The organism is Crossiella sp. S99.2 (assembly GCF_023094165.1).
GTDB lineage: Bacteria > Actinomycetota > Actinomycetes > Mycobacteriales > Pseudonocardiaceae > Crossiella.
In genome coordinates, this window is record NZ_JALMDK010000006.1 from 91,695 (window position 1) to 113,787 (window position 22,093).

20 protein-coding genes are annotated in these 22,093 nt (G+C 72.0%); 5 read left to right on the forward strand and 15 right to left on the reverse strand.

What is annotated here, in order from left to right:
* Positions 1 to 2 precede the first annotated feature (2 nt).
* From MZC64_RS23455 to MZC64_RS23470, 4 genes are read right to left on the reverse strand one after another with little or no spacing between them, the layout of a single operon-like run.
* Positions 3 to 944, reverse strand: a complete 942-nt coding sequence (locus MZC64_RS23455; protein WP_247759820.1) for a glycosyltransferase family 2 protein — start codon at positions 942 to 944, stop codon at positions 3 to 5.
* The gene (locus MZC64_RS23460; RefSeq protein ID WP_247759819.1) at positions 941 to 2,233 is read right to left on the reverse strand and encodes an O-antigen ligase family protein; all 1,293 of its coding nucleotides are present in this window, start codon (positions 2,231 to 2,233) and stop codon (positions 941 to 943) included. Before MZC64_RS23460 ends, MZC64_RS23455 begins: the two co-directional genes overlap by 4 nt.
* Positions 2,230 to 2,961, reverse strand: a complete 732-nt coding sequence (locus tag MZC64_RS23465; RefSeq protein ID WP_247759817.1) for a Wzz/FepE/Etk N-terminal domain-containing protein — start codon at positions 2,959 to 2,961, stop codon at positions 2,230 to 2,232. The genes MZC64_RS23460 and MZC64_RS23465 overlap by 4 nt, the downstream gene beginning before the upstream one ends.
* 14 nt (positions 2,962 to 2,975) lie before the next feature.
* Positions 2,976 to 5,120: a glycosyltransferase gene (locus MZC64_RS23470; protein ID WP_247759815.1), complete on the reverse strand. Its 2,145-nt coding sequence runs from the start codon at positions 5,118 to 5,120 to the stop codon at positions 2,976 to 2,978.
* 28 nt (positions 5,121 to 5,148) lie between these two features.
* Between MZC64_RS23470 and MZC64_RS23475 the strand changes: the two genes are divergently transcribed.
* Positions 5,149 to 5,694: a dTDP-4-dehydrorhamnose 3,5-epimerase gene (locus MZC64_RS23475; protein WP_247759811.1), complete on the forward strand. Its 546-nt coding sequence runs from the start codon at positions 5,149 to 5,151 to the stop codon at positions 5,692 to 5,694.
* Between the two features lie 137 nt (positions 5,695 to 5,831).
* Here MZC64_RS23475 and MZC64_RS23480 read toward each other — a convergent pair whose 3' ends face one another.
* From MZC64_RS23480 to MZC64_RS23505, 6 genes are all read right to left on the reverse strand, one after another.
* Entirely contained in the window at positions 5,832 to 6,866 is a 1,035-nt protein-coding gene (locus MZC64_RS23480) for an NAD(P)-dependent oxidoreductase (protein ID WP_247759810.1), read from the reverse strand.
* Positions 6,867 to 6,871: 5 nt separating this feature from the next.
* On the reverse strand, positions 6,872 to 7,525 hold the full coding sequence (locus MZC64_RS23485; RefSeq protein WP_247759809.1) for a PIG-L deacetylase family protein: 654 nt from the start codon (positions 7,523 to 7,525) through the stop codon (positions 6,872 to 6,874).
* A gap of 1 nt (position 7,526) precedes the next feature.
* Positions 7,527 to 8,360 carry a glucose-1-phosphate cytidylyltransferase gene (locus MZC64_RS23490; RefSeq protein WP_247759804.1) on the reverse strand — a complete coding sequence of 278 codons (834 nt, stop codon included), beginning with the start codon at positions 8,358 to 8,360 and terminating at the stop codon, positions 7,527 to 7,529.
* Entirely contained in the window at positions 8,357 to 9,625 is a 1,269-nt protein-coding gene (locus tag MZC64_RS23495) for a class I SAM-dependent methyltransferase (RefSeq protein ID WP_247759913.1), read from the reverse strand. The genes MZC64_RS23490 and MZC64_RS23495 overlap by 4 nt, the downstream gene beginning before the upstream one ends.
* The gene (locus tag MZC64_RS23500; RefSeq protein ID WP_308301061.1) at positions 9,622 to 10,992 is read right to left on the reverse strand and encodes a sugar transferase; all 1,371 of its coding nucleotides are present in this window, start codon (positions 10,990 to 10,992) and stop codon (positions 9,622 to 9,624) included. The genes MZC64_RS23495 and MZC64_RS23500 overlap by 4 nt, the downstream gene beginning before the upstream one ends.
* A 447-nt stretch (positions 10,993 to 11,439) precedes the next feature.
* Positions 11,440 to 12,186 (reverse strand): hypothetical protein, encoded by a 747-nt coding sequence (locus MZC64_RS23505; RefSeq protein ID WP_247759803.1) that lies wholly within the window; start codon positions 12,184 to 12,186, stop codon positions 11,440 to 11,442.
* Positions 12,187 to 12,292: 106 nt separating this feature from the next.
* On the opposite strand from MZC64_RS23505, the gene MZC64_RS23510 reads away from it, so the two are divergent.
* The 4 genes from MZC64_RS23510 to MZC64_RS23525 all read left to right on the forward strand — a co-directional run bounded on the left by MZC64_RS23510 (position 12,293) and on the right by MZC64_RS23525 (position 15,747).
* Entirely contained in the window at positions 12,293 to 12,778 is a 486-nt protein-coding gene (locus MZC64_RS23510) for a MarR family winged helix-turn-helix transcriptional regulator (protein ID WP_247759802.1), read from the forward strand.
* Between the two features lie 16 nt (positions 12,779 to 12,794).
* Positions 12,795 to 13,418 (forward strand): TetR/AcrR family transcriptional regulator, encoded by a 624-nt coding sequence (locus MZC64_RS23515; RefSeq protein WP_247759801.1) that lies wholly within the window; start codon positions 12,795 to 12,797, stop codon positions 13,416 to 13,418.
* Positions 13,419 to 13,428: 10 nt separating this feature from the next.
* Complete coding sequence (locus MZC64_RS23520) at positions 13,429 to 15,447, forward strand: MFS transporter (protein WP_247759800.1); 2,019 nt, start codon at positions 13,429 to 13,431, stop codon at positions 15,445 to 15,447.
* Between the two features lie 96 nt (positions 15,448 to 15,543).
* The gene (locus MZC64_RS23525; protein WP_247759799.1) at positions 15,544 to 15,747 is read left to right on the forward strand and encodes a hypothetical protein; all 204 of its coding nucleotides are present in this window, start codon (positions 15,544 to 15,546) and stop codon (positions 15,745 to 15,747) included.
* A gap of 65 nt (positions 15,748 to 15,812) precedes the next feature.
* Here the strand turns inward: MZC64_RS23525 and MZC64_RS23530 are convergent, their stop codons facing one another.
* The 5 genes from MZC64_RS23530 to MZC64_RS23550 all read right to left on the reverse strand — a co-directional run bounded on the left by MZC64_RS23530 (position 15,813) and on the right by MZC64_RS23550 (position 22,073).
* On the reverse strand, positions 15,813 to 17,144 hold the full coding sequence (locus MZC64_RS23530; protein WP_247759797.1) for an FAD-binding oxidoreductase: 1,332 nt from the start codon (positions 17,142 to 17,144) through the stop codon (positions 15,813 to 15,815).
* Between the two features lie 29 nt (positions 17,145 to 17,173).
* Positions 17,174 to 18,085, reverse strand: coding sequence for a penicillin-insensitive murein endopeptidase (locus MZC64_RS23535; RefSeq protein ID WP_247759794.1), 912 nt, complete (start codon positions 18,083 to 18,085; stop codon positions 17,174 to 17,176).
* Between the two features lie 114 nt (positions 18,086 to 18,199).
* Positions 18,200 to 19,177: a hypothetical protein gene (locus tag MZC64_RS23540; protein ID WP_247759790.1), complete on the reverse strand. Its 978-nt coding sequence runs from the start codon at positions 19,175 to 19,177 to the stop codon at positions 18,200 to 18,202.
* Entirely contained in the window at positions 19,174 to 21,384 is a 2,211-nt protein-coding gene (locus tag MZC64_RS23545) for a hypothetical protein (protein ID WP_247759788.1), read from the reverse strand. Before MZC64_RS23545 ends, MZC64_RS23540 begins: the two co-directional genes overlap by 4 nt.
* Entirely contained in the window at positions 21,378 to 22,073 is a 696-nt protein-coding gene (locus MZC64_RS23550; protein ID WP_247759787.1) for a hypothetical protein, read from the reverse strand. Before MZC64_RS23550 ends, MZC64_RS23545 begins: the two co-directional genes overlap by 7 nt.
* Positions 22,074 to 22,093 lie beyond the last annotated feature (20 nt).

Consider the following 22,093-nt stretch of genomic DNA (forward strand, 5'->3'; position numbering starts at 1 on the left):
CCTCACCCTTCCGCGAGCAGCGCTGCGACCTCGGCGGTGGCGGCCGGGTTGGTCGGGAACCCGGCGAGCAGCCGGGCACGTCCGGTCAGCAGTTCCCGCAGCGCGCGGCGGTGCGTGCCGCGGCGCAGCGGGAGTCGCAGTGCCTGGCTGAACACCAGGGCGAGCCAGCCGGCCACGGCGGCGCGGCGGGACTCCCAGGTGGCCAGGTGCACGACCTTGTTGGTGATCAGTTGCGCCCACAGCGCGGGCGAGACGCCGAACTCGCCGCCGCGGTGCAGCGCGTGCGCGCGCGGGGCCTGGCGGATCCGCCAGCCGGCGTCGGTGACCCGGCGGCAGTAGTCGGTCTCCTCGGAGTAGAGGAACAGTTCGGCGCGCCAGCGGCCGACCCGGTGCGCGACGCCGGGCGCGAGCATCAGCGCGGCCCCGTTGGCCCAGTCGATCCGCTCCCGGGCCGGGCCGGGCGGCAGCTGCTCGCCGTAGGACCCGGCGCGCCCGCCCAGCAGCGCCTCGGCCAGCACCCGCAGCGGGGTGGGGCGGCGGCGCAGGGTGGACTCGGGGTGGCCGTCCGGGTGGCGCACCAGCGGCACCGCGATGCCCACCGCGGGATCGGCGCAGACCTCCAGGAGTTCGCGCACCGCGCCGGATTCCAGCCGCACGTCCGGGTTGAGCACCAGCACGGCCTCCTCCGGCCCGGCCAGTTCCAGGCAGGCGTTGATCCCGGCCGCGTAGCCCAGGTTGCCGCCGGTGTGCAGCACGGTGGCCTTGGGCGCGAGTTCGGCGAGGAGGTCGGCGCTGCCGTCGCTGGAGGCGTTGTCCGCCACCACCAGCCGCCATTCCGGCACCCCGTCCAGGGCGGCGGGCAGGGCGTCCAGGAAGGCGGGCAGGTCGGCCGCGGAGTTGTAGGTCACCACGGCCAGCACCACAGCGGGCACTCGCGGGCTCATCGTTCTCCTCCGGCTTGGGTCACGATCGCGCCCGACATCCCGATCATCAGGAAGGTCAGCGCCTGGAACTGGGGGAAGGACAACGCGTCGAAGGTGGCGAAGCAGACCGCGCACACCAGGAGTCCCACGGCCACCGCCCACGCCGCGTCGCGAAGCTCGGGCGCGATGCTGCCAGGCCGCCGGAAGATCCGCCAGGCCAGCCAGGCCGGGATCAGCAGCAGGGCGGCCAGGGCGAGCACGCCGGGCAGGCCGGATTCGACCGCGGTGAGCAGGTACTGGTTGTCCAGGTAAGGCTGCGGTGGCGCGGTGTAGGTGCCGAATCCCTGACCGCTCAACGGCGCGGCGGCCAGTTTCTCGGCCACATAGCTGTAGTCGTCCAGCCGGCCGGTGAGGCTGTTGTCGGTGCGCGCGCCCAGGATCGAGTTGCCCAGCACCTCGGCCAGCCTGGGCACCGCCACCGCGGCCACCGCGACCACGCTGCCCAGCGCCAGCACGCCGGTGACCCAGCGCAGGCCGCCGATCCTGGGCAGGCTCAGCAGCAGCACCAGCACCAGACCGAGCAGGCCGGTGCGGGAGATGCTGACCACGATCCCGCCGCCGAGCACGGCCACGCAGGCCCACCACAGCAGCGGATACCGGCCGTGCCGCACCAGGTGCAGGGCCAGTGGCACCGCGGTGGCGCAGACCGCGGCCAGTTCAATCGGGTGGTTGGCGAAGCCCAGCGCGCGTTCCAGGCCGCCGCGGGCCAGGTCCACCGTGCCCAGGCCCTGGGCGGTCAGGCCGGGGAAGCTGAGATAACCGCGCAGGTCGATCTTGAGCGCGAAGTGCACGCCCGCGGCGAAGGCGGACACCGCGGCGCCGAGCACCACCGCGCCGAAGACCGCGCGCAGCATGGCGGGCCGGTTCAGGCCGTCGCAGGCCAGCAGCGCGACCCCGGTGCACACCGCCAGCAGCAAGGTGTTCCGGTCCGCCGAGCCGAGCCGGTCGTCCGGCACGCCCAGGAACAGCGCGAGCGCGTTGGCCGCGGCGAAGACCAGCAGCGCGCCGAAGAGCGTGGCCCGCACCGGGTTGGGCGCGGGTTTCAGCCCGAGGCCGCCGCCGAAGCGGGCCACCAGCCACCACAGCAGGCACAGCGCGCCCAGCAGCCTGCCGGGGGTGAGCGAGCCGCCGACCCCGGAGATCACCAGGTTCTGCGGCAGCGCGAACAGCAGCGCGGCCGCCACCAGCATCCGGTGCGGTGGCAGCCGCCGTGCCGGGGCGACCGGGACGGCCGCCACGCGCACGTTCACTGGCGTTCCTGGGGGCGGACTTCGGCCACCTCCGCGAGCTTGATGTGCTCGGTGACCTCCGCGTCGGAGTCCTGCAACCGCTTGCGCGGCGAGGGTTTTGACTCGGGTTCCGGCGCGGGTGGCTTGGTCCGGTTGCCGCGGCGGTCGACCAGGATCACGGTGAGCACCACGATGATCAGGCCGATGCCGCCGGTGATGCCCAGCGCGCGCAGCTGCCCGGCCCTGGTGGTGCTGACCTCGTTCGGCGAGAGCACCTCGTTCAGGGTGAGCTGTTGCTCGACCGGCACCAGCAGGGTGTCCTGCCGTCGCTTGAGTTCGTCCTTGATCCGCTGCATGGCCAGCTGCCCGGTCTTGCGCACCGCGGCCTCGTTGACCCCGGTGGCGATCACGGTGATGAACGGACTGTCCGTTGTGGACACTCCGCCGCCCTCGTTGGAGACCTCCAGGGCCGCGGTGCCGCCCTGGGCGGCCAGCTCCCTGCGGGTCTGCTGCGAGTTGAGCACCGCGATCACCACGACCGCGGCCTGGCCCTGCGCGCGATCCACCGCGGCGAAGGGGTTGCGGTCCTGGCCACCGTACTGGCGCAGCACCATGGTGAGGCTGGTCGCCCGGTACTGCTGCGGCACCGCGAAGGCGACCGCGCCCAGTAGCAGGACCAGGCCGGCGAGCAGCAGGGCGGTGAGCTTCCACCGTCGCCGCAGCACCCGAAAGACATCCAGTGCGTCCACGTGCTCTCTCCCGATCACCGATCGTCCGGGCGTCCCGGCCCGGTGATCATTCTCGCTCCGTCCACCGCTGCCCGCGCCAGGTTGCGCGCCATCGGCACCGCGTTGGCCTGGAACCAGGGTCGCAGCGCCCACAGCGCCCGGCCGAGTTCCGCGCCCCGCAGTGGTGAGTTGCGCACCGCCTTGAGGTACCAGCCGGCCTCCTCGACGTTGGGCAGCACCAGCTTGCGCCCGTCGGTGCGCTGCTGCCGGTACCAGTCCCGCTGGGAGACGCTCTGGGTCAGCCTGCGCTCGTGCAGCCGGTGGAACAGCAGGTCCTGTTCCACCTCGGCGAAGGGTCCGTGCAGCGCCAGTTCGGCGACCAGGATGCGGTCGTTGTTCTTCACCGGCGGCAACAACAGCGTACGCAGCAGCACGTCCCGCTTCATCAGGCCGTAGCAGTGGTAGTTCTCGTGTTCCAGCCCGATCAGGTCGCGCAGCCGCGCCACCGGGTCCAGGTGGTTGGTCCGGCACGGGTTGCGCCAGATCTCCAGGGTGTTGCCGTTGCTGTCGATCTGCCGGGCGGCGCTGAAGGACAGCACCGCGAACGGGTCCCGCTCCAGTGCCTCCAGCAGCAGCCGTAACCGGTCCGGGTGCGAGGCGTCGTCGGAGGCCGCCCACAGGAAGTAGGGGCTGGTGACCTCGCGCACCAGCAGGTTGTGGTTGGCGGTGACGCCCACGTTCTCCGCCCGGCGCTGGTAGTGCACGCGTTCGTCCTTGGCGGCCAGTTCGCGGCAGATGTCCTCGGTGCCGTCGTCGGAGCAGTTGTCCGCGATGTGCAGCTCGAAGTCCACCCCGCGCTGGGCCAGCAGCGAGTCCAGCGCGCCCTGCAGGTACGGCTTGCCGTTGCGCACCGGGAAGCCGATCGCGATGGGCGCGGGGGCCTTGCCGATGAGCGCGGGCGCCGGGCGCGGGGCACTGGCGGGTCGGTCGTCGGTCGGGGCGCTCATCGGGGGTTCCTCTCGGCTCGGCGGCTGCGCGGCTCGTGGCTCGGGTTCGGCGATGACCCAGCCGGTGATCTCCGGGTAGGCGGCCCGGACCTCGGTGAGCAGGTCCGGCAGGAACAGCAGCACCTCATCCGGCGCGGCCGCGATCAGCTCGGTCGGCGCGACCACGGGCACCCCGCTGCCCGGCATCCGCCGTCCGTGCTTGCCAGGGGAGGCGTCGGCCACCGCGGGCAGTAGTTCAGGTCCGATCCCGGCCGCGCACAGCAGCGCGACGGCCCTGGACGCGGCCCCGTAGCCGAGCACCCGTTTCCCGGCGGCCCGCCGCTGGGTCAGGTAGCCGTGCAGGGCCTTGGCGCTCACGCTGACCTGGCGCTGCAACGTGGCCAGCACCGCCGGATCGGTCACTCCTAGGGAGTTCTCGCCGATCAGCAGCGCGGACAGGCCGGGTTCGGGCGCGGCCGGTCCCTTGACCGCGGCCAGCAGCACGGTGCCGCCGTAGAGGTCGAACACCCAGGCCGCGCGCGGGCTGAGCCCGGCCACGGTGAGCATCCGGGCCAGTGCCGGGGTGGAGTAGTAGGCGTAGTGGCCGTGCCGCAGCGCGTTCCACTGTCCACATCGGAGGATGGTGGCCAGCGAGTGGAACTGGACCAGCAGCACGCCACCGGGTTCGAGGCGGTCCACCCGTTCCTTGAGCGCGGCGGCCTGGTCGGCGTGGTGCATCAGCCCGAAGCAGTCCAGCACCACCTGGGCGGTCTCGCCCTCGGCGACCGGGTGCAGGCCGCGTTCGGTGAGCCGGGGCAGCCAGGAGCCGCCGTGCGGGCTGCCGTACTCGGCGACGGTGGCCCCTTCCGGCAGCAGTCCGGCGGCGGCCACCCGGTGCACGGCGTCGGCGGCCTGCTCGGCCAGCGCGGCCGGTTCGGTGGCCCTGGGCTCCTCGGGCACGGTCGGATCGTCGAGCAGCTGGGCCAGTCCGCAGTTGTCGCACAGCCACAGTTGCAGTGGGTAGGCCGGATCTGGTCCCGGGTCGGTGGCCGGCGGGAAGTGGTCGCAGGCGGGCTGGGTGTGCAGGTCCAGCACCACCAGGCCCTGGCCACCGCGGCAGAACCGGCAGGCGTGCCGCGGGCCGGTGGCGGGTTTTCCTTGTGCCGCAACGGCACTCTTCTGGTCAGTGTGCATCGGTGCCTCGCTGGGGCAGGATGCCCGGGTGGAGATTCGCCGCACCGACCTCGCCGACGTCCTGCTGTTCGTGCCCGCCCCGCACCACGACGACCGGGGCCTGTTCACCCGCACCTTCGACGCCGACATCGCCGCCGCGCACGGCCTGGACCCCGACTCCTTCCGGCAGGACTCCCAGTCCCGCTCCAGGGCTGGGGTGCTGCGCGGCATGCACGGCCGGATCGGCCGCGGCGAGGCCAAGCTGGTCCGCTGCGCCCGCGGCGCCGTGCACGACGTGCTGGTCGACATCCGCCCCGGCTCGCCCACCTTCGGCCGGCACCAGGCCTTCCGGCTCGACGACGAGACCTTCGCCTGCCTCTATGTCCCGCCGGGCTTCCTGCACGGCTTCCAGGTACTGAGCGAGACGGCTGACGTGTGCTACCGGATCGACCGCCCGCACGACCCGGCCGAGGACGTCGCGGTGCGCTACGACGATCCGGACCTGGCCATCCCGTGGCCACACCCGGTCACCCTGATCAGCCCCCGCGACGCCGCCGCCGGCCCCTGGTCGGCGCTGCGCGACACCCTGCGCTGACTCGTACCACTTGGGCCAACCGGTACGCCCGCTTGGGCAAAACCGGCGTACCGGTTGGCCCAACTCGCCACCGGCGGCGTACGACAACGGCCAACGTGGCGTACGACAACGGCCAACGCGCGGGGGGATGGGGGCGGTCACGGGACCGGCTCCCAGACTGGGCGGAGGTCCTCGGCCAGGGTGCCTGCCGCCATCCGGTCGGAGAGGCGGGGGAGGCGGGTGAAGGTGCGCTGGAAGCTCTCCTGGGTGAGGCCGAATTTCCGGTAGGCGTCCGCCAGTTCCGCCGCCCCGCCCAGCACAGTCCACTGTGGACGGTACTCGGGCAGCGCCTCGGTGATCTTGGCGAAGTCGACCCGGTAGGAGCGCGGGTCGTTGCCGGCCTCGCCGGTGATCAGCAGTTCCGCGCCGGGCACCGCGGCCACCACCGATTCGGCGATCTGGGCCACGGTGAGGTTGTTCTCCACCATGCCCACGTTGAACGCCTGGCAGTGCACGGTCTCGGCGGGCGCGTGCAGGGCGGCCAGGAAGGCCGCGGCGATGTCGGCGGCGTGCACCAGCGGCCGCCAGGGCGTGCCGTCGGAAAGCACCCGGACCTGGCCGGTGAGGATGGCGTGCCCGACCAGGTTGTTGAGCACGATGTCCGCGCGCAGCCGCGGCGAGAAGCCGAAGGCGGTGGCGTTGCGCAGGAACACCGGGCTGAACCCGGACCCGGCCAGGTTGACCAGGTCGTCCTCCACCCGCACCTTGCTCTCCGCGTACGGGGTGACCGGCCGCAGCGGCGCGTTCTCCCCGACCAGCTCCTCCCCGGCCGCGCCGTAGACCGAGCAGGTGGAGGCGTAGAGGAACCGGCTGACCCCGGCGTCCTTGGCCAGCCGGGCCAGTCGCACCGAGGCGGCGTGGTTGATGTCGTAGGTCAGGCCGGGGTCCAGCGAGCCGAGCGGGTCGTTGGACAACGCGGCCAGGTGGATCACCGCGTCGAAGCCTGCGACGTGGTCGGCGGTGACATCGCGCAGGTCGACGAGGTGGCCGTCCGGATCGGCGGGCTCGGGGCCGAGCACGCAGTCGGCGAACAGACCGGAGTCCAGGCCGTGCACCTGGTGCCCGGCCGCGATCAGCGCCGGGGCCATGACACTGCCCAGGTAGCCCTGATGCCCGGTGAGCAGCACCCGCATGGATCTCACCCTTCTGTGTCCAGCCGGAGCTGGATCTTGTCCGTGTGGAAGGCCTCCGCGTACCGGGCGCGGGTCTGCACGCCGCGGATCCGGGCGAGGCCGAGGAAGGTCTCCCGGTCGAACCAGTCCTTCGCCCGCTGCGACGGGTAGTGCTCGTCCAGCAGCGCGGCTTTCGCCTGCGCGACGTCGGGTTCGAGTGGCTGGAAGACGGTGGGCTGGGCGAGGTCGCTCTCCCACTTGAGGATCTCGTAGCCCAGGCGGAGCTGGTCCCGGAAGACCTGGGGAACCAGCTCGGCCAGGGCCCGGTGGTCCTGGTGCACATCGTGCGGGGCCGGGGCGAAGACCAGCTGGGCCTCGACCCGGTCCCGGAAGGCGGCCAGCTCGTCCTTGGCCCGGCCCCAGTGCTGGGGCACCCGGCCGTCCGGCAGGTCGAGCACGGTCACCTCTAGGTCGGCGCCGGGGCAGAACGCGGCCAGCGCGGCGCGTTCCTCGTCCTCGCGTTTGCTGCCCGCGCCGGTGAGCACGAGCGCGCGCACTCGTTGCCCCGGCCGGGCCGCGCACAGCGACAGCAGCGTGCCGCCGCAGCCGATGGCGATGTCGTCGCAGTGCGCGCCGAGCACCACCACGGGCGCGGATCCGGCCGGGGACAACGAGAGCACCTCACACCCCGCTTAGCCGGAGCACCTTGGCCACGGGCGCGGAGTCCACGGCGGCCGCGGACTCCTGTTCCCACAACATCCACGGCCGGTCACCGGCCTGGTACCCCTGTTCGAGTGCGACCCGTTCCTTGACCGTGTCGGCGGGCTGCCAGAAACCGCGGTACGGGTAGGCCAGCAACTTGCCCTGTTTGGCCAGCGCGCCGCAGCCGTCCTCGACCAGGTCCCCGTTTTCCGGGATGTGCTCGAAAACCTCCGGGCGGAGCACGAAGAAGCCGCCGTTCTCCCACAGCGGCAGGCTGCTCACCGGGGTGATCCCGGCGACCTTGCCGTTCTCGCCCAGGTCCACGCAGTGGAAGGAGGACTGCGGCGGCACCACCATCATCGAGGCCGAGGCGCCGCTGACGCTGAACCGGCGGACCATCTCGTCCAGCGGGGCGTCGGTGAGCACGTCGGCGTAGTTGGCCAGGAACATCTCCTCGCCCTCGACCAGGTGGTGTACCCGCCGGAGCCGCTCGCCAATCGGCGAGTTCTGGCCGGTCTGGGCGAAGGTGATGGTCCAGTCGCTGATGTCGGTGGAGAGCAGCTCGACCTTGCCGTTGCGCAGCACAAAATCGTTGGACGTGGTTTCGGCGTAGTTCAGGAAGAAATCCTTGATGTACTGCGCGCCGTATCCCAGGCACAGAATGAAGTCCTTGTGCCCGAAATGCGCGTAGTACCGCATCACATGCCAGAGCAACGGCCTTGGGCCAACCGGGTGCATCGGCTTGGGCAGATCGTCGGCAGAACCGTTGCGCATGCGCATGCCGTAACCACCGCAGAACAGCACTACCTTCATGGGTTCACCTCATTGTGTCCGTCGGTCGTGCCTGCGGCGGGATCGACTATCGAGAGTCGCGGAATGGGAAAAACGAGACGACCGCCCCATTCCGCCACACCGCGGAGTTGTTCGGTCAACTCGGCGCGCAGGTTCCACGGCAGCACCAGCACGTAGTCCGGCCGGTCCGCCTCGATGCGCTCCACCGGCAGCACCGGGATCCGGGTGCCGGGGGTGAATCGCCCGTGCTTGTACGGGTTGCGGTCCACGGTGTAGCGGAGCAGATCGGGCCGGATGCCGCAGTGGTTGAGCAAGGTGTTGCCCTTGCCGGGCGCGCCGTAGCCGACCACGGTCTTGCCCGCCTCGGCCGCGTCGAGCAGGAAGCGCAGCAGATCGCGGCGCACCCGCCCGACCTGCCTGGCGAACTCGCCGTACCCGGCCACGGTGTGCAGCCCCGCCGCGGCCTCTTCGTCGAGGATCGCGGCGACCCGGGGGCCGGGTTCCCCGGCGATCTCGCTGGGCCGCGCCCACAGCCGGATGGACCCGCCGTGGGTGGGCAGCAGCTCGACGTCGACCAGGGTCAGCCCGCCGCCGGCCAGCGCGCGCTGGGCCGAGGCGACGGTGTAGTACTGGAAGTGCTCGTGGTAGATCGTGTCGTACTGGGTGAGCTGGACCAGCGTGAGCAGGTGCTGGACCTCGATGGAGACCCAGCCGTCCTCGGCCACCAGCGCCCGCAGGCCCTGGCTGAAGCCGAGCACGTCCGGGATGTGTGCGTAGACGTTGTTGGCCACCACCAGGTCGGCCGGCCCGTGTTCGGCGCGCACCTTCGCCCCGGTCTCCGGGGAGAGGAACTCGGTCACGGTGGGCACGCCCTTGGCCCTGGCCGCCTCGCCCACGTTCACCGAGGGCTCCACGCCCAGGCAACGGATGCCTTGGGCCACAACGTGTTGCAGCAGGTAGCCATCGTTGCTGGCCACCTCCACCACGAAGGAGTCACCGCCGAGTCCGAGGCGCTGGGCCGCCTCGGTCACGAACTTCTCCGCGTGCGCCACCCAGGAGGTGGAGAAAGAGGAGAAGTAGGCGTACTCGGTGAAGGTCTCCTCCGGCGTGATCAGCGGCGGCAGCTGCGCGAGCAGGCAGTCCGCGCACACCCGCAGGTGCAGCGGATAGGTCTGCTCGGGCAGATCGAGTTCCGCGGCGGTGAGGAAGTGCTCACACGGCGGGCTCGCGCCCAGATCGACCACGCTGTGCAGCGCGGCGGAGCCGCACAGTCGGCAGGTCATCAGTAAGCACCCCGCCCACCGACGACCGCCGAGGCGGTCTTCCACAGGATCACCAGGTCCATGAACAACGACCAACTCTCCACATAACGCAGGTCAAGCCGCACCGACTCCTCCCATGACAGGTCGCTGCGCCCGCTGACCTGCCACAACCCGGTGAGTCCCGGTTTGACGAGCAGGCGCCTGCGCGCGTCGGGGCCGTAGCGGGCGACCTCCTCCGGCAGCGGCGGGCGCGGACCGACCAGGGACATCGAGCCGGCGAGCACGTTGAAGATCTGCGGCAGCTCGTCCATCGAGTAACGCCGCAGCACCGCGCCGACCCTGGTCACCCTGGGGTCGCGGCGCATTTTGAACAGCGGTCCGGCGGCCTGGTTGGCCCCGGCCAGTTCGGCCTTGCGGTGGTGCGCGTCCGGCACCATGGACCGGAACTTGAGCATGGTGAACATCCGCCCGTCCCGGCCCACCCGCGACTGCCGGTAGAGGACAGGGCCGCGGCTGGTGGTCTTGATCGCCAGCGCGATGACCAGGAACGCCGGGCTGAGCAGCACGGCCAGCAGCAGCGCGGACAACCGGTCCACCACCGCCTTGACCAGCCAGCCCGCTCCGCTGAAGGTGGGCGCGCTGACCCAGAGCATGGTCAGCCCGAACACCGGGGCCACGTGCAGCCGCGGTCCGGCGATCTCCACCAGCGAGGGCGCCACGACCAGTTCGGCCGTGCTGCCCTCCAGTTCCCAGGCCAGTCGCTGCAACCGGGCCGGGGTCCAGTCGGTGGACCCGGCCACGGCCACCATCCGGTAGCCGCCCAGCCGGACCCGGTCGACCAGGTCGTCCAGGTCGCCGACCACCGGCACGCCGGCGATCTCCCCTGGCACCCGGCGGCCGTAGCCCGCCCCGTGCGGGGTGCAGACGGCTTCCACCCGCCAGCCCAGGTGTGAGTCCTTGCGGGTGCGTTCGATCAGGTCGCGCACTGCCTCCGGACTACCGGCGGCCAGCACCGGCAGCAGGCAGCTGCCGATCCGGCGGCGCCGGTGCAGCACCCGGCGCAGCAGGTAACGCACCGGGATGGCGATCCCGGCGAAGGCGGGCAGCGCGGCGAAGACCCAGCCACGCAGTCCCTGGATGTCGGTCGCCAGCGCGACCAGCGCCAGGGCGACCATACCGGTGAGCGCGGCGCGCCCGACCCGGCGGAACTCCTCGGGGCCCTGTCCCAGCACCCGTGGATCCCAGGCCCGGCTCAGCGGCAGCGCCAGCAGCGCCGTCGCCCCGGTGGCCAGTCCCAGCATCAGGGCCAGGCGGCCACTGCCGGCCGCCTCGGTTGTCTTGAACACGCCGACCGCCACCACCGCGCAAACGATGGTCAGCAGGTCTCCCACCACGACAGCCAGTTGGTAACGCAGCTCCCACCCTGCGAAAACCTTCCGGGCCTGTAACGCGGGGGCCTCGGTTGCCGATAATTTCTTCTCTCCCGTTTGCCACAAAGCGGCTCGCACTTATTCACCTCGCGGTAACGCCACCGTTTTTTGGGCATAGGAGAGCCACGATTGTTACCTAATCCCCCGTGACCAGGTAACGGTCAACGCCTGCCTGTCGGAGACTTACCGAAAGCCGCCTGGCCGCGCCCAGGCTGAAGCTTCTGTCACCGTAGATTCCGCGCTGCGTGAAACTCCCCCGTCCCGAACGGAAGGTAGTCGACGGCAAAAACAGACAAAAATCGTCCGAACGGGGGACGCAACTGACCGGTAGTCAGCTTTTACTCCATTTGGTCTAGAGAATGACGCCTAATGGCCTATTTACCTAGCTTCCGTTTGGCCCCTCTGAGATCACTCGGAGACATCGGCCACAGCGGACTCGTTACGACTCGGTGACCTCATTTCACCCGCCCGAGGGACACTCGGCTGCGGCCTCAAGTCGGTCGGCGGGCGGGCCGCCGGGATGGTGGGCCGGGACGGGTCGGGCCGGGCGGGCTTGGTCAGGTAGGGCCGCAACAGCCGGGTGAGCGCCAAACCGGGCGCCAGCAACGGAACCATGCCCGAAAGGGCAGCCGCGACGGCGCCGGCGGTCAGCACGTCCAGGGGCAGCAGCCGGGGCCGCCGGTCGACCAGCTTGCCGCGGTTGGGCAGGGCGCACAGCGCGAGCAGCGCGATGAATCCGGCGAGCACGCCCACCGCTCTGGAGATGGCCGGCTGGTAGCCCAGTCCTTCGGCCGCGGCCATCACCACCAGCCAGCCGGCCAGCGCGGGCAGCTGGGCGCGTTCGGTGGTGGCCGCCCAGAGCAGTCCGGCCACCCAGGCCGCCGCGGTGAGCACGCCGGTGTGCGCCGGATCGCGCAGCCAGGCGCCGACCACGTCCAGCCAGTCGGTGGCGCCCGGACCGAAGCGGGCCAGCACCGCCCGGGGCGCGTCCAGGGGGGTGAACACCGCGCCGGTGGTGGTGAACTGGGCGCCGACCCAGACCAGCACCCACAGCGAGATGGGGAAGGCCAGCACCAGCTGCCAGCGCGGCCGGGTGACCGCCGCCGCCCAGGCACCGGGGAGTTCACGCCACCTCGACCACACCACAGCAGCCACGGATCGATCCTGGTGCGCTCGCGTTCGGTGAGCAACCCACGACAGAGCGCGGTCGGTGGAAAATCGTTCAACCGGGGAATTGTTGCCCCGGCAGTAGAGTGCCCCCATGCACCACGGCGGCTATCCCCAGGGCGGCAGCTCGGCGTTCCTGCTGGCGCAGCTCGGGTTCGCCGCGGCCCGGCGCTTCGCCGAGCGGCTGGCCCCGCTGGACCTGGAACCCCGGCACGTGGGGCTGCTGCGGATGGTCGCCGGGGCCGAAGGCCAGTCCCAGCAGGCCATCGGCGAGCGGATGCGGATCGCGCCCAGCCGGATGGTCGCCTTCGTCGACGACCTGGAACACCGCGGCCTGGTGCAGCGCAGGCGCAACCCGGCCGACCGCCGCGCCTACGCCCTGCACCTGACCGACCGCGGCCGCGAACTGCTGGAGACCGCCCTGGCGGAGGCCGCCACCCACGACGCGGAGGTCACCGCCCCGCTGACCGAGGACGAGCGGACCCGGCTGCACGAGCTGCTGACCAAGCTGGCCGGCGCGCAGGACCTGGAGCAACACCGGTTCCCCGGCGGGCACCCGCGCGCCACCCGCGAGTGCTGAGCGGCGAGGAGGAGCAGTGACAGGCTCGCGGAAGAAGGTCCCGCTCAGCGATCCGGACCGGTACCGGGAGGTGCTGTCCGCGGCCCGCTCGGTACTGGCCGAGGTCGGCTACGAACGCTTCAACATGGACCTGGTCGCCCGCCGCGTGCAGGCCAGCAAGGCCACCCTGTACCAGCGCTGGCCGTCCAAGGCCGCGCTGATCATCGACGCCATCCACACCTACCGGGCCCGCCCGGAATGCCCGGACACCGGCTCGCTGGTGGAGGACTTCCGGGTGCTGGGCCGGCTGGCCGTCGCGCAGAGCAACGCCGACACCCGCGGCCTGGTGATCGGCCTGCTGGAGGGCAGCCGCCGGGACGAGGAACTGGCCCGGCTGTACCTGGAACGCATGCAACAGTCCGGCCCGGACCTGGCCGACCTGGTGGTCCGCCGCGCCGAGGCCCGCGGCGAACTGGCTCCTGGCGTGGACCCGGAGATACTCCGCGACCTGGTGGGCGCGCTGTACCTGTTCCAGTTGCTGGTGCGCGGGGTGCCACCGGACGACGCGCTCATCGATCGGGTGGCCGACGGATTGATCGCCCCGCTTTCCACCGAACGAGCGATCTCCGCCGCCCAGCAGACCCCCGGGGCCGCGCCCTAGGTTCCGAGGTATGACGGCTGCCGTAGAGGTCGAGAGCGGTTCGAGGACGAACCTGGTGTTCGGCGCGATGGTGCTCGGCCTGCTGCTGGCGGCCCTGGACCAGACCATCGTGGCCACCGCGCTGCCCACCATCGTCAGCGAGCTGGGCGGGGCGAACCACCTGTCCTGGGTGGTCACCGGCTACATGCTGGCCGAGACCATCGCCACCCCGCTGTTCGGCAAGTTCGGCGACCTGTTCGGGCGCAAGGTGGTCTTCCAGATCTCGGTGGCGCTGTTCACCGCGGGCTCGCTGTTCTGCGGGATGGCCACCGGCATGTTCGGGCTGGTCGCGGCGCGGGCCCTGCAGGGCTTCGGCGCGGGCGGGCTGATGGTGACCTCGATGGCGCTGGTGGCCGACCTGATCCCGTTGCGCGAACGCGGCAAGTACCAGGGCCTGATGGGCTCGGTCTTCGGCGTGGTCACGGTGGCCGGGCCGCTGCTGGGCGGGCTGTTCGTGGACCAGCTCAGCTGGCGGTGGGCCTTCTACATCAACGTGCCGCTGGGCCTGCTGGTGCTGCTGGTGGCGGGCGCGGTGATGCCGAAGGTGCCCACCGGCTCCCGGCCGGTGATCGACTACCTGGGCATCCTGCTGCTGGCCCTGGGCGCGGGCGGGCTGACCCTGGTGACCAGCTGGGGCGGCACCACCTACGCCTGGGACTCCGCGGAGATCCTCTGGCTGGGCGCGGCCTCGCTGGTGGCGGTGGCGCTGTTCGTCTGGGTGGAGCTGCGCGCGACCGAACCGGTGCTGCCGATGCGGTTGTTCCGCGGCCGGGTGTTCTCCGTCTCCGGCGTGCTCAGCTTCGTGATCGGCTTCGCCATGTTCGGCGGCATCACCTACCTGCCGATCTTCCTGCAGGTGGTGCAGGGCCATTCGGCCACCGAGTCCGGGCTGCGGATGCTGCCGATGGTGGCCGGGCTGATGGCGGCCTCGATCTTCAGCGGCAACATGGTCGGCCGCACCGGCCGGTACCGGCACTTCCCGATCATCGGCACCGGCATCACCGCGGTCGGCCTGTGGCTGATGTCGCACCTGGACCGGGAGACCACCCTGGTCACCGCCTCGCTGTACATGATCGTGCTCGGCCTGGGCATCGGGCTGGGCATGCAGGTGCTGGTGATCGCGGTGCAGAACACCTGCGACTACGCCGATCTGGGCGCGGCCACCAGCGGCGTCACCTTCCTGCGCACCCTGGGCAGCTCCTTCGGCGTGGCGGTCTTCGGCGCGATCTTCTCCGCCCAGCTCACCGCCAACCTGGCCGGCGCCAACCTGCCGCCGGGCTTCGACCCTGGCGCGGCGGCCAACCCGGAGATGATCCGGCACCTGCCGGCCGAACTGCTCGGCCCGCTGTCCACCGCCTACCAGGACAGCCTGCAGACGGTCTTCCTCTGGGCCCTGCCGGTGGCGCTGCTGGCCTTCGCCATCGCCTGGCTGCTGCCCGAGGTCAAGCTGCGCGACTCGGTCCGGGACAAGTCCGGCGACCTGGGCGACGCCTTCGGCATGCCCGAATCGCACACCAGCGAACAGGAGCTGGAGAAGTCGGTGGCCGCGGTCTGGCAGCGCCGCCGCAAGGAGCTGCGCCCGGTGCTGCGGGAACGCCTGCGGCACTGCATGGACGAGACCGACGCCTGGCTGCTGGCCCAGATCTACCGCAACAGCAAGCAGGAGGGCCGCACCACCCTGGCCGAGATCGCCGACCCACTGGACCTGCCGCCGGGCATCCTGGCCCCCACCGCCGAGGACCTCATCCGGCGCGGTCTGCTGGCCAGGGACGGTGACTGGCTGAGCTTCACCGCCGAGGGCGAAGCGGCGGTGGTGCGGCTGGCCGGGGTGTGGCGGGAATGGCTCACCGAGCTGCTGACCAGCGAGGACCCCGGGCGCGAGGCCGAGCTGACCGCCGCGGTCGACCGGCTGGCCCGCCGCATGATCGCCGACCACACCACGCTGCGCGAACGCCGCTGGGACCGAACCAGTCACGCCGCGCACAGCTGAGCGCGGCCCCGGCAACAGGTTGGCCAAAACCTCCTCCGGAGCGACCCCGAACGGGTTAAAGTCCACCGCTCGTCTCACCGTTCCAAGGAGTACACCGTGCAGTTCGGCATCCTGCTTCTCGTCCTGGGCGTCGGTTCCTTCGTCCTGCCCATGATCGGCTTCCAGTTCAGCCTGATGAGCCTCATCGAGGACTACCAGCCCTGGGCCGGCATCGGCGTCGCGGCCGTCGGCGCGCTGATCACCATCGCGTTCATGCTCAACCGCAAGCCGCAGGCCGCCGACGGCCAGCCTGCCGCCTGATCAGGGCTTTTCTGGGGGGATGACCACCTGCTGAGCCGGGTGGTCGTCTTCTTGCCCGCGCCCGGCTAGGGCTGGATCAGCTTGCGGTCCCCGCCGAACAGCCCGGCCGGGTCGTAGTGCGCCTTGACCGCGGCCAGCTGCTCCCGGTACTCCGCCGGGAACGCCGCGGCCACCTGCTCCGGCAGTCCACCGGCCTCCGGCGGCGCCAGCAGGAAGCTCATCAGGTTGTGCCCGGTCCGGTACGGCGCGCACACCTGCGCCACCTTCCGGCCGAACTCCCCGGCCTCGGCCACGCTGGTCTCATCCGGCGTCACCGCCATGGTGAACACCAGGAACTCCGCGCCCGCCGCGCCCAGGCGCGCGCCCTCGCCCGCGACGTGCCGGGCCTCCACCGAGACGAAGGACTCCCCCGGCTTGGCCAGCTCGACCAGGCCGGCGGGCAGCTCGGTCACGGCGGTGGAGTATCCGGTGCGCGGCAAGGGTTTCACCGGGTCGTTGGTCACCGTGTCGATCTCCCGGTAGGCCATCTCGCGGAAGGTGTCCAGCACCGCGCCCGGCCGGGAACGCAAGGGGTGCAACACTTCCGCCGCCGCCGACTCGGGCCCGGCGTAGACCCCGCGCAGCGCGACCAAGGTGCGGCCGCGCAAGGGTTCCGGCAGCGCGGGGCTCTCCGGGTACTGCAGGAAGGTCAGCGCGGAGGTCAGTTCCAGGGGCGTGCCCGCGACCCAGTCCCGGTACAGCGCGAAGACCTCGGCGGCGTCCTCGATCGGCCAGTAGACAGCCCCGGCGAAGACCTGCGGGACGGTGACCAGGCCGAGGCGGAGCTTGGTGATCACGCCGACGTTGGGGCCGCCGCCGCGGACGGCCTGCCACAGCTCGGGTTCGCGGTCGGTGTCGACCCAGCGCAGTCTGCCGTTGGCGGTGACGATCTCCGCGGCCAGGATGCTGTCCGAGCAGAGCCCGTGCTTGCGGGCCAGCCAGCCGGAGCCGCCGCCGAGGGCGTAGCCGGTGACGCCCAGGTTGCCGGAGGAGCCGGACAGCCCGGCCAGGCCGTAGGGGTGCGCGGCCTCCAGGAGTTCCTGCCAGCGGATGCCCGCGCCCACCTCGGCGGTGCGGGCCACCGGGTCCAGGCGGATGCCGGTGAGCGCGCTGGTGTCCAGCAGCAGCCCGCCCTCGGCGGCGGCCAGCGCGCCGTGGCCGGTGGACTGGACCCGGACCGGCAGGCTCAGTTCGGCGGCGAAGCGGACGGCGGCCTGCACGTCGGCGGCGTCACCTGGGGTGACCACGACCTCCGGGCGATGCCGGATCCGGCTGTTCCACCCGGTGCACACCTCGGCGTAGCGCGGCATGTCACTGGTGATGATCCGGCCGGTCAGCCAGCTCAGCTGTTCGCTCACCTGGGAAGCAGACCACAGACCGGCGGAGATCAACAGGCGTAGAGCGGGTTCGGATGCACCGGCGCGCAGTACCGGATGTGCAGGTGGTTGTCGTGGTTGTCGTATCGGGTGGTCAGGCCCGCCCTGATCAGCTCGGGGTCGTTGAAGAAGATCAGTTTCACCCGGCCGGGGGCGGCCGCGCGCAGGGCCTGCACCAGAGCCTTGGTGGCGGCCCGGTCGTAGGTGGCGGACTGCCAGGTGATCCGGCCGGCGGTGCACTGGGCGTTGTCGGTGCGGATCGGCCACAGGTCGGCGTCCAGGCCGGCCTCGTGGCTGGCGTGGCCGCCGATGTCGCCGCCGTGTTCCTTGCTGACATCGCCCAGTGGCACCTTGCCCTGGCCGGTGGCGGCGAAACTCCGGGCCGCGGCTTCCAGCTGGCCGATGGCCGACCCGGTGCCCCAGTTGGCGGTGCCGTTGCCGTCCGGGTCCTGGTCACACAGGGCGGTCAAGTCGGGATAGTCGTAGTGCCACAACAGGTTTCGCCAGGTGTCCGGACCGGCGACGCCGTCGGCGCCGATCCCGGCGTGCTGCTGGAAAGCCAGCACCGCGGACCGGGTGGCCGCGTCGAAGTTGCCGGTGACCGGCAGGGTGATCCGGCGTTTGGCGCTGAGCTGGGCCTGCAACGCGGAGACCGCGGGACCACTGTCTCCTTGGCGGCGGGTGACCAGCAGCGCGCCCCAGGTCGCCGGACCCGCGATGCCGTCCACCGCCAGCCCCTTGGCCTGTTGGAAGGCCCGGACCGCGGTGGTGGTGCTCGCGCCGAATACGCCGTCAGCGGGCGGGGTCTGGGCCTGCTGACGCAGCAACTGCTGGAGCGCCAGCACATCGGCGCCCCGGTTGCCCGCGCCCAGCGCGGGGAGGAACGCGCCGGGGAAGGCCACGGCCGGAGCGGCCGTGCTCACCAGCGCCAGGGTCGTCACTGCCAGGGCGAGCGCTGCCCGTCGAACCGCACGCGCGAACATGTCAAACTTTTTCGCACATGTCTTACTTCAGGACAATCCTCCACCAGTCGGGAGTCAGAGTGACCCCTGGCCGTTGCGCGGGTCCGGCGGGAACCGGGAGGCGGCCGGGTAGTCCGGCATCTCCGGCAGCTGGTTGCGATTGGCCGCGAACTCCCGCAACGCCCGCCCCGGACCGGCCTGCAGGTGCGCCAGCACCCGGCGCAGCGCCTCGCCACCGAGCTGGTCGATGTCCACGTCCTGGGCGAACCCGGAGTCCAGCAGCGACTGCACGATGCCCCGGCTGGTGTCCAGGCTCAGCTTCTCCTGCTCGGCCAGCAGCTGCACCACCTTCGCGGTGTCGCCGGGATGCTCGGCCAGGTGCAGGGCCAGCACCGCGTAGTGCCCGTCCTCGACCAGCCTGCGCAGCCGCTGCGCCCTGGTCACGATCAGCTCGCCCTGCTGCTGGTCGGCCAGCATGGCCAGCCGGTGCTCGCGCAGCCGGTGGTCCTGGGTGATCCGCACGTGGCAGCGGAACAACGTCACGCCCTCCGGCAGCGCCGCCGGGGAGAGCGCGGGCAGCTGGTTGAGCGCGGTCTCGGCCAGCGCGGTGGCCGCCGGGTCGAACCGGCGGGACTCCTGCCGGAGCTGGGCCAGCAGGTGCCTGCGGCACAGCTCCACCGCGTCGGTGAGCCGGTTGCGCACCACCTGCACCGGATCGTGCACCCGCCAGCCGAACTCCAGCTCGGTGTGGAACTGGAACAGGTCGCCGTGGCAGGGCAGCAGGACGGTGGTCAGCGCCCAGTGGTCGGCTAGGTCCACCTCGTAGAGCCAGCGCACCCCGGTGGAGCGCCACTCCCGCGCACTGGGCATCCGGGTCGGCACGTAGGCGTTGCCGTCCACCGTGGACAGCACGAACGTGGTGTGCGGGCGGGGCGCCGGACGATTGGCCAGCAGCCTGCGGGCAGGCAGTTCGATCTCACTGCGGATGGGGCTGCGGAGGTCGGCGGTGAGGTGGGGTTCCGCCGTGTGGTGCTCGTCATGGGGTGCGGTCAAGGCCGTGCTCCTCGGACTGGTGACGACAGCGCGTCGAGCACCGCGGCCGCGGCCGCGGTGGCTGGCGGGTCGGCGTCCGGCCAGGTGAGCGCGGCGCGACGCAGAATCTCAACCTCCCTCGGCAGTCGCGCGACGGAGCGGGCCAGCCTGGCCAGGGCCGTGGTGGCGGCGGTATCACCTTCGCAGGACTGGGCCCACCAGCGCAGCACCCACCTGGCCGGGCGATTGACCAGCGGGTCGATCAGCGCCCGCCGCCACAGCCCGGCCAGCGCCATGGTCGGCTCCGCGCCCTGGTCAGCCCACTGCAACAGGCGCGGCGCGCTGTGCTCGCCGGGCCGGCACAGGTCCGCGCAGAGCTGCAGGAAACCGTAGACCCCCACGTGCCTGCGGTGTGCCCGGTGCGAGGTCGCCCAGCTCTCCACCGTGGCCACCACGGTGGCCAGCAGCGCGTCGTCGGCGGAGCGGGCCAGCTCCACCAGGCTCTGCGAGATCGCGAACACCCCGCCCGGATCGGACTGCCCGGCCAGCTCGCCGAGCACCTCGAAGGCGGTGTCCGGCACCAGGTGCCCCAGTGACTCGCCGAAGGCGCGGGCCGCGGTGCGCCGCAGCTGCCACTCGCCGGAGCGGGACCAGCTGTGCGCCAGCCGCACCACCGCGCCGGTGAGCTGGAAGTCCCCGGCGGCCACGCCCAGGGCCACCAGCGCGGCCTCCCGGCCCGCCGGATCCTCGCCCGCGGCCCAGGGCTCCAGCACCGCCCGGCGGAAGGTCTCGAACTCCCGGGACATCAGCAGCCCCACCGCCGCACCGGCCCCGCCGCGCACCGGCCGGGCGTGGTGCGTGCCCAGCTCGCGCAGCCAGCGCAGCAGCGCCGGGCGGCCGTAGTAGCCGGCGCACCAGAGCTGGTCCACGATCCACGGCCGGTGGTCGGCCTGGCGCAGCCGGACGATCTCGGTGGGCACCCGGCCGTACGGCGTGTGGCTCCAGGCCCGCAGGATCTCGGTGCGGGTGCGCTCGCAGCGCGCCTGGCGGCCGTGCGGCGGCCCGTCCACCCTGGCCGCGGCCCGGCCGGTGGTCAGCCGGTCCAGCCGTTCGGCCAGGTCCACCACGGTGCCGTAGGCCAGGCCGTCGAACATGGCCACGCACAGCAGGAAGGCCCGGTCCGGCGAGGACACCTCGTCCAGCCAGGCCCGCAGCTCCTCCTTGGAACGCACGGTGAGCCGCTGGGCCAGTTCGGTGACCTCGGCGCCGCGGTCCAGCCGGGCCAGCTCCTCGGCCAGCCGGACCAGCGCGGCGGCCTCGAACGGCTCCTGGCAGCTGCCCTCGATCAGCTCGGCCACCGCGTGCTGCCCGGTCAGCTCGGCCACCCGCTCGGCGGCCAGCAGCCTGCCCAGGTGGGCCAGCAGCAGCGCCTTGGGCTCGGGGTGGTCGGCGACCGGGAGCTGGCAGGGCTTGGCCGCCGCGCCCGCCCCGGCCACGGTGAGCACCAGCCGGGCGCCCCTGGCGGTGACCTCCTCGTCCAGCCGGTGCAGGTCCGCGCCGCGGGCCGCGGTCAGCACATGCGGCGGCAGGTCGGTGACCAGGTAGCCGCGCCCGGCCTTGAGCGCGCCGGTGGGCAGCCGCAGCAGGTCCTCGATCGGCTCGAACTCATACACCTCGCCCTGGCAGCGCTCGGCCAGCAGCACCATGCCCAGCGCGGTCTTGCCCCAGCCCCTGGGCCCGGCCAGCAGCACCAGCCCCGGCCGGGCCAGCCGGTCCCGGATCGCCCCTGCGCTGCCGGGTTCGACGAAGGCGCCGCGGAAACCGGCCAGCACCGGCGCGGCCACCCGGCGGGCCACCGGCTCGGCGGTGTCCACCCCGCCGCCGCGGCGGCCGACGAAGGAGTCCCGGCCGACCACGTCCCCGGTGACATCACCCATGATCACGATCGGCGCGGCCGCTTGCCCGCCGCCCCCGGCCGGGCGCAGCGTGCTGACCTGGCGGTGGATCTCCTCCACCAGCGAGACCGAGTCGAGCAGCCGGGCCGGATTGCTGAGCTGTTCCTTGATCTTGTCGATGGTCAGCGCCCTGGCGGCCTCCCGGTGCGGGCCGCCCTCGCCCTCGGCCGCGCCCGGCCCGCCGCTGCCCGCGCGGCCGGTGTGGTCGACCCCGTGGTGTGCCCGATCCGGCAGTGGCTCGGCCAGTCCTCCGACGCGGTCGGCACTCACCATGGCCCGCCGACATGCTTGTCCCGGCCGACCACGTCACCGTTGACGTTGCCGCGCACGGTGATCGCGGGCGGGCCGCTGCCGCCGCTGTCCAGCTCCAGCCGGGCCAGCGGGGCCAGGATGCCCGGCACGTGCACCCACGCCTCGGCGCTGACCTCCTTGCGCTGCACCTCGATCTGGTGGAAGGAGGCCGGGTCGACCGCGCCGTAGCCGTGCCGCACCACCGCGTTGTGGATGGCCTCGGAGACGATCACCACCAGCTCGGCCTCGGGCACCGCGGCCAGCACCTCGTAGAGCGCCTCGCTGCCGACCAGGCGGAAGGCGAAGTTCAGGTCGGTGCCGGACCAGCCGTCCCGGTCCCGGTGCACCTCACCGGCGTGCACCGACATGCGCAGCCGGATCTGGCCCTGCTCGCTGGTGAACTGGTTGTGCTGGCGCAGCGCCACCGCGAGCCTGCTGATGAGCGGGTCCAGCAACCGGACCTTGGACACCGAGGCCGGGATGAGCAGGCACTTGCCGTCCCCTCGGTCCTCGATCGCGAGTTCGTCCCAGTCGATGCCGGACTCCTCGAACGCCTGCTTGAGGACAGCCGCCAGTCCGCTGCGCAGCAGCAGCTGGAACCGGTCATCTCGGGTGCCGAACTTCGCGATGTCCACGACCACGATCGAGAAATGCACCGGGTGGTATTGCATCAGCGTGTGTTTACCCTAAA

Coding starts and splice junctions, on each gene's coding strand:
- MZC64_RS23550 (WP_247759787.1), bottom strand. CDS start 22,073: ATGCAATACCACCCGGTGCATTTCTCGATCGTGGTCGTGGACATCGCG.
- MZC64_RS23490 (WP_247759804.1), bottom strand. CDS start 8,360: ATGAAGGTAGTGCTGTTCTGCGGTGGTTACGGCATGCGCATGCGCAAC.
- MZC64_RS23480 (WP_247759810.1), bottom strand. CDS start 6,866: ATGCGGGTGCTGCTCACCGGGCATCAGGGCTACCTGGGCAGTGTCATG.
- MZC64_RS23510 (WP_247759802.1), top strand. CDS start 12,293: ATGCACCACGGCGGCTATCCCCAGGGCGGCAGCTCGGCGTTCCTGCTG.
- MZC64_RS23545 (WP_247759788.1), bottom strand. CDS start 21,384: ATGGTGAGTGCCGACCGCGTCGGAGGACTGGCCGAGCCACTGCCGGAT.
- MZC64_RS23455 (WP_247759820.1), bottom strand. CDS start 944: ATGAGCCCGCGAGTGCCCGCTGTGGTGCTGGCCGTGGTGACCTACAAC.
- MZC64_RS23470 (WP_247759815.1), bottom strand. CDS start 5,120: ATGCACACTGACCAGAAGAGTGCCGTTGCGGCACAAGGAAAACCCGCC.
- MZC64_RS23520 (WP_247759800.1), top strand. CDS start 13,429: ATGACGGCTGCCGTAGAGGTCGAGAGCGGTTCGAGGACGAACCTGGTG.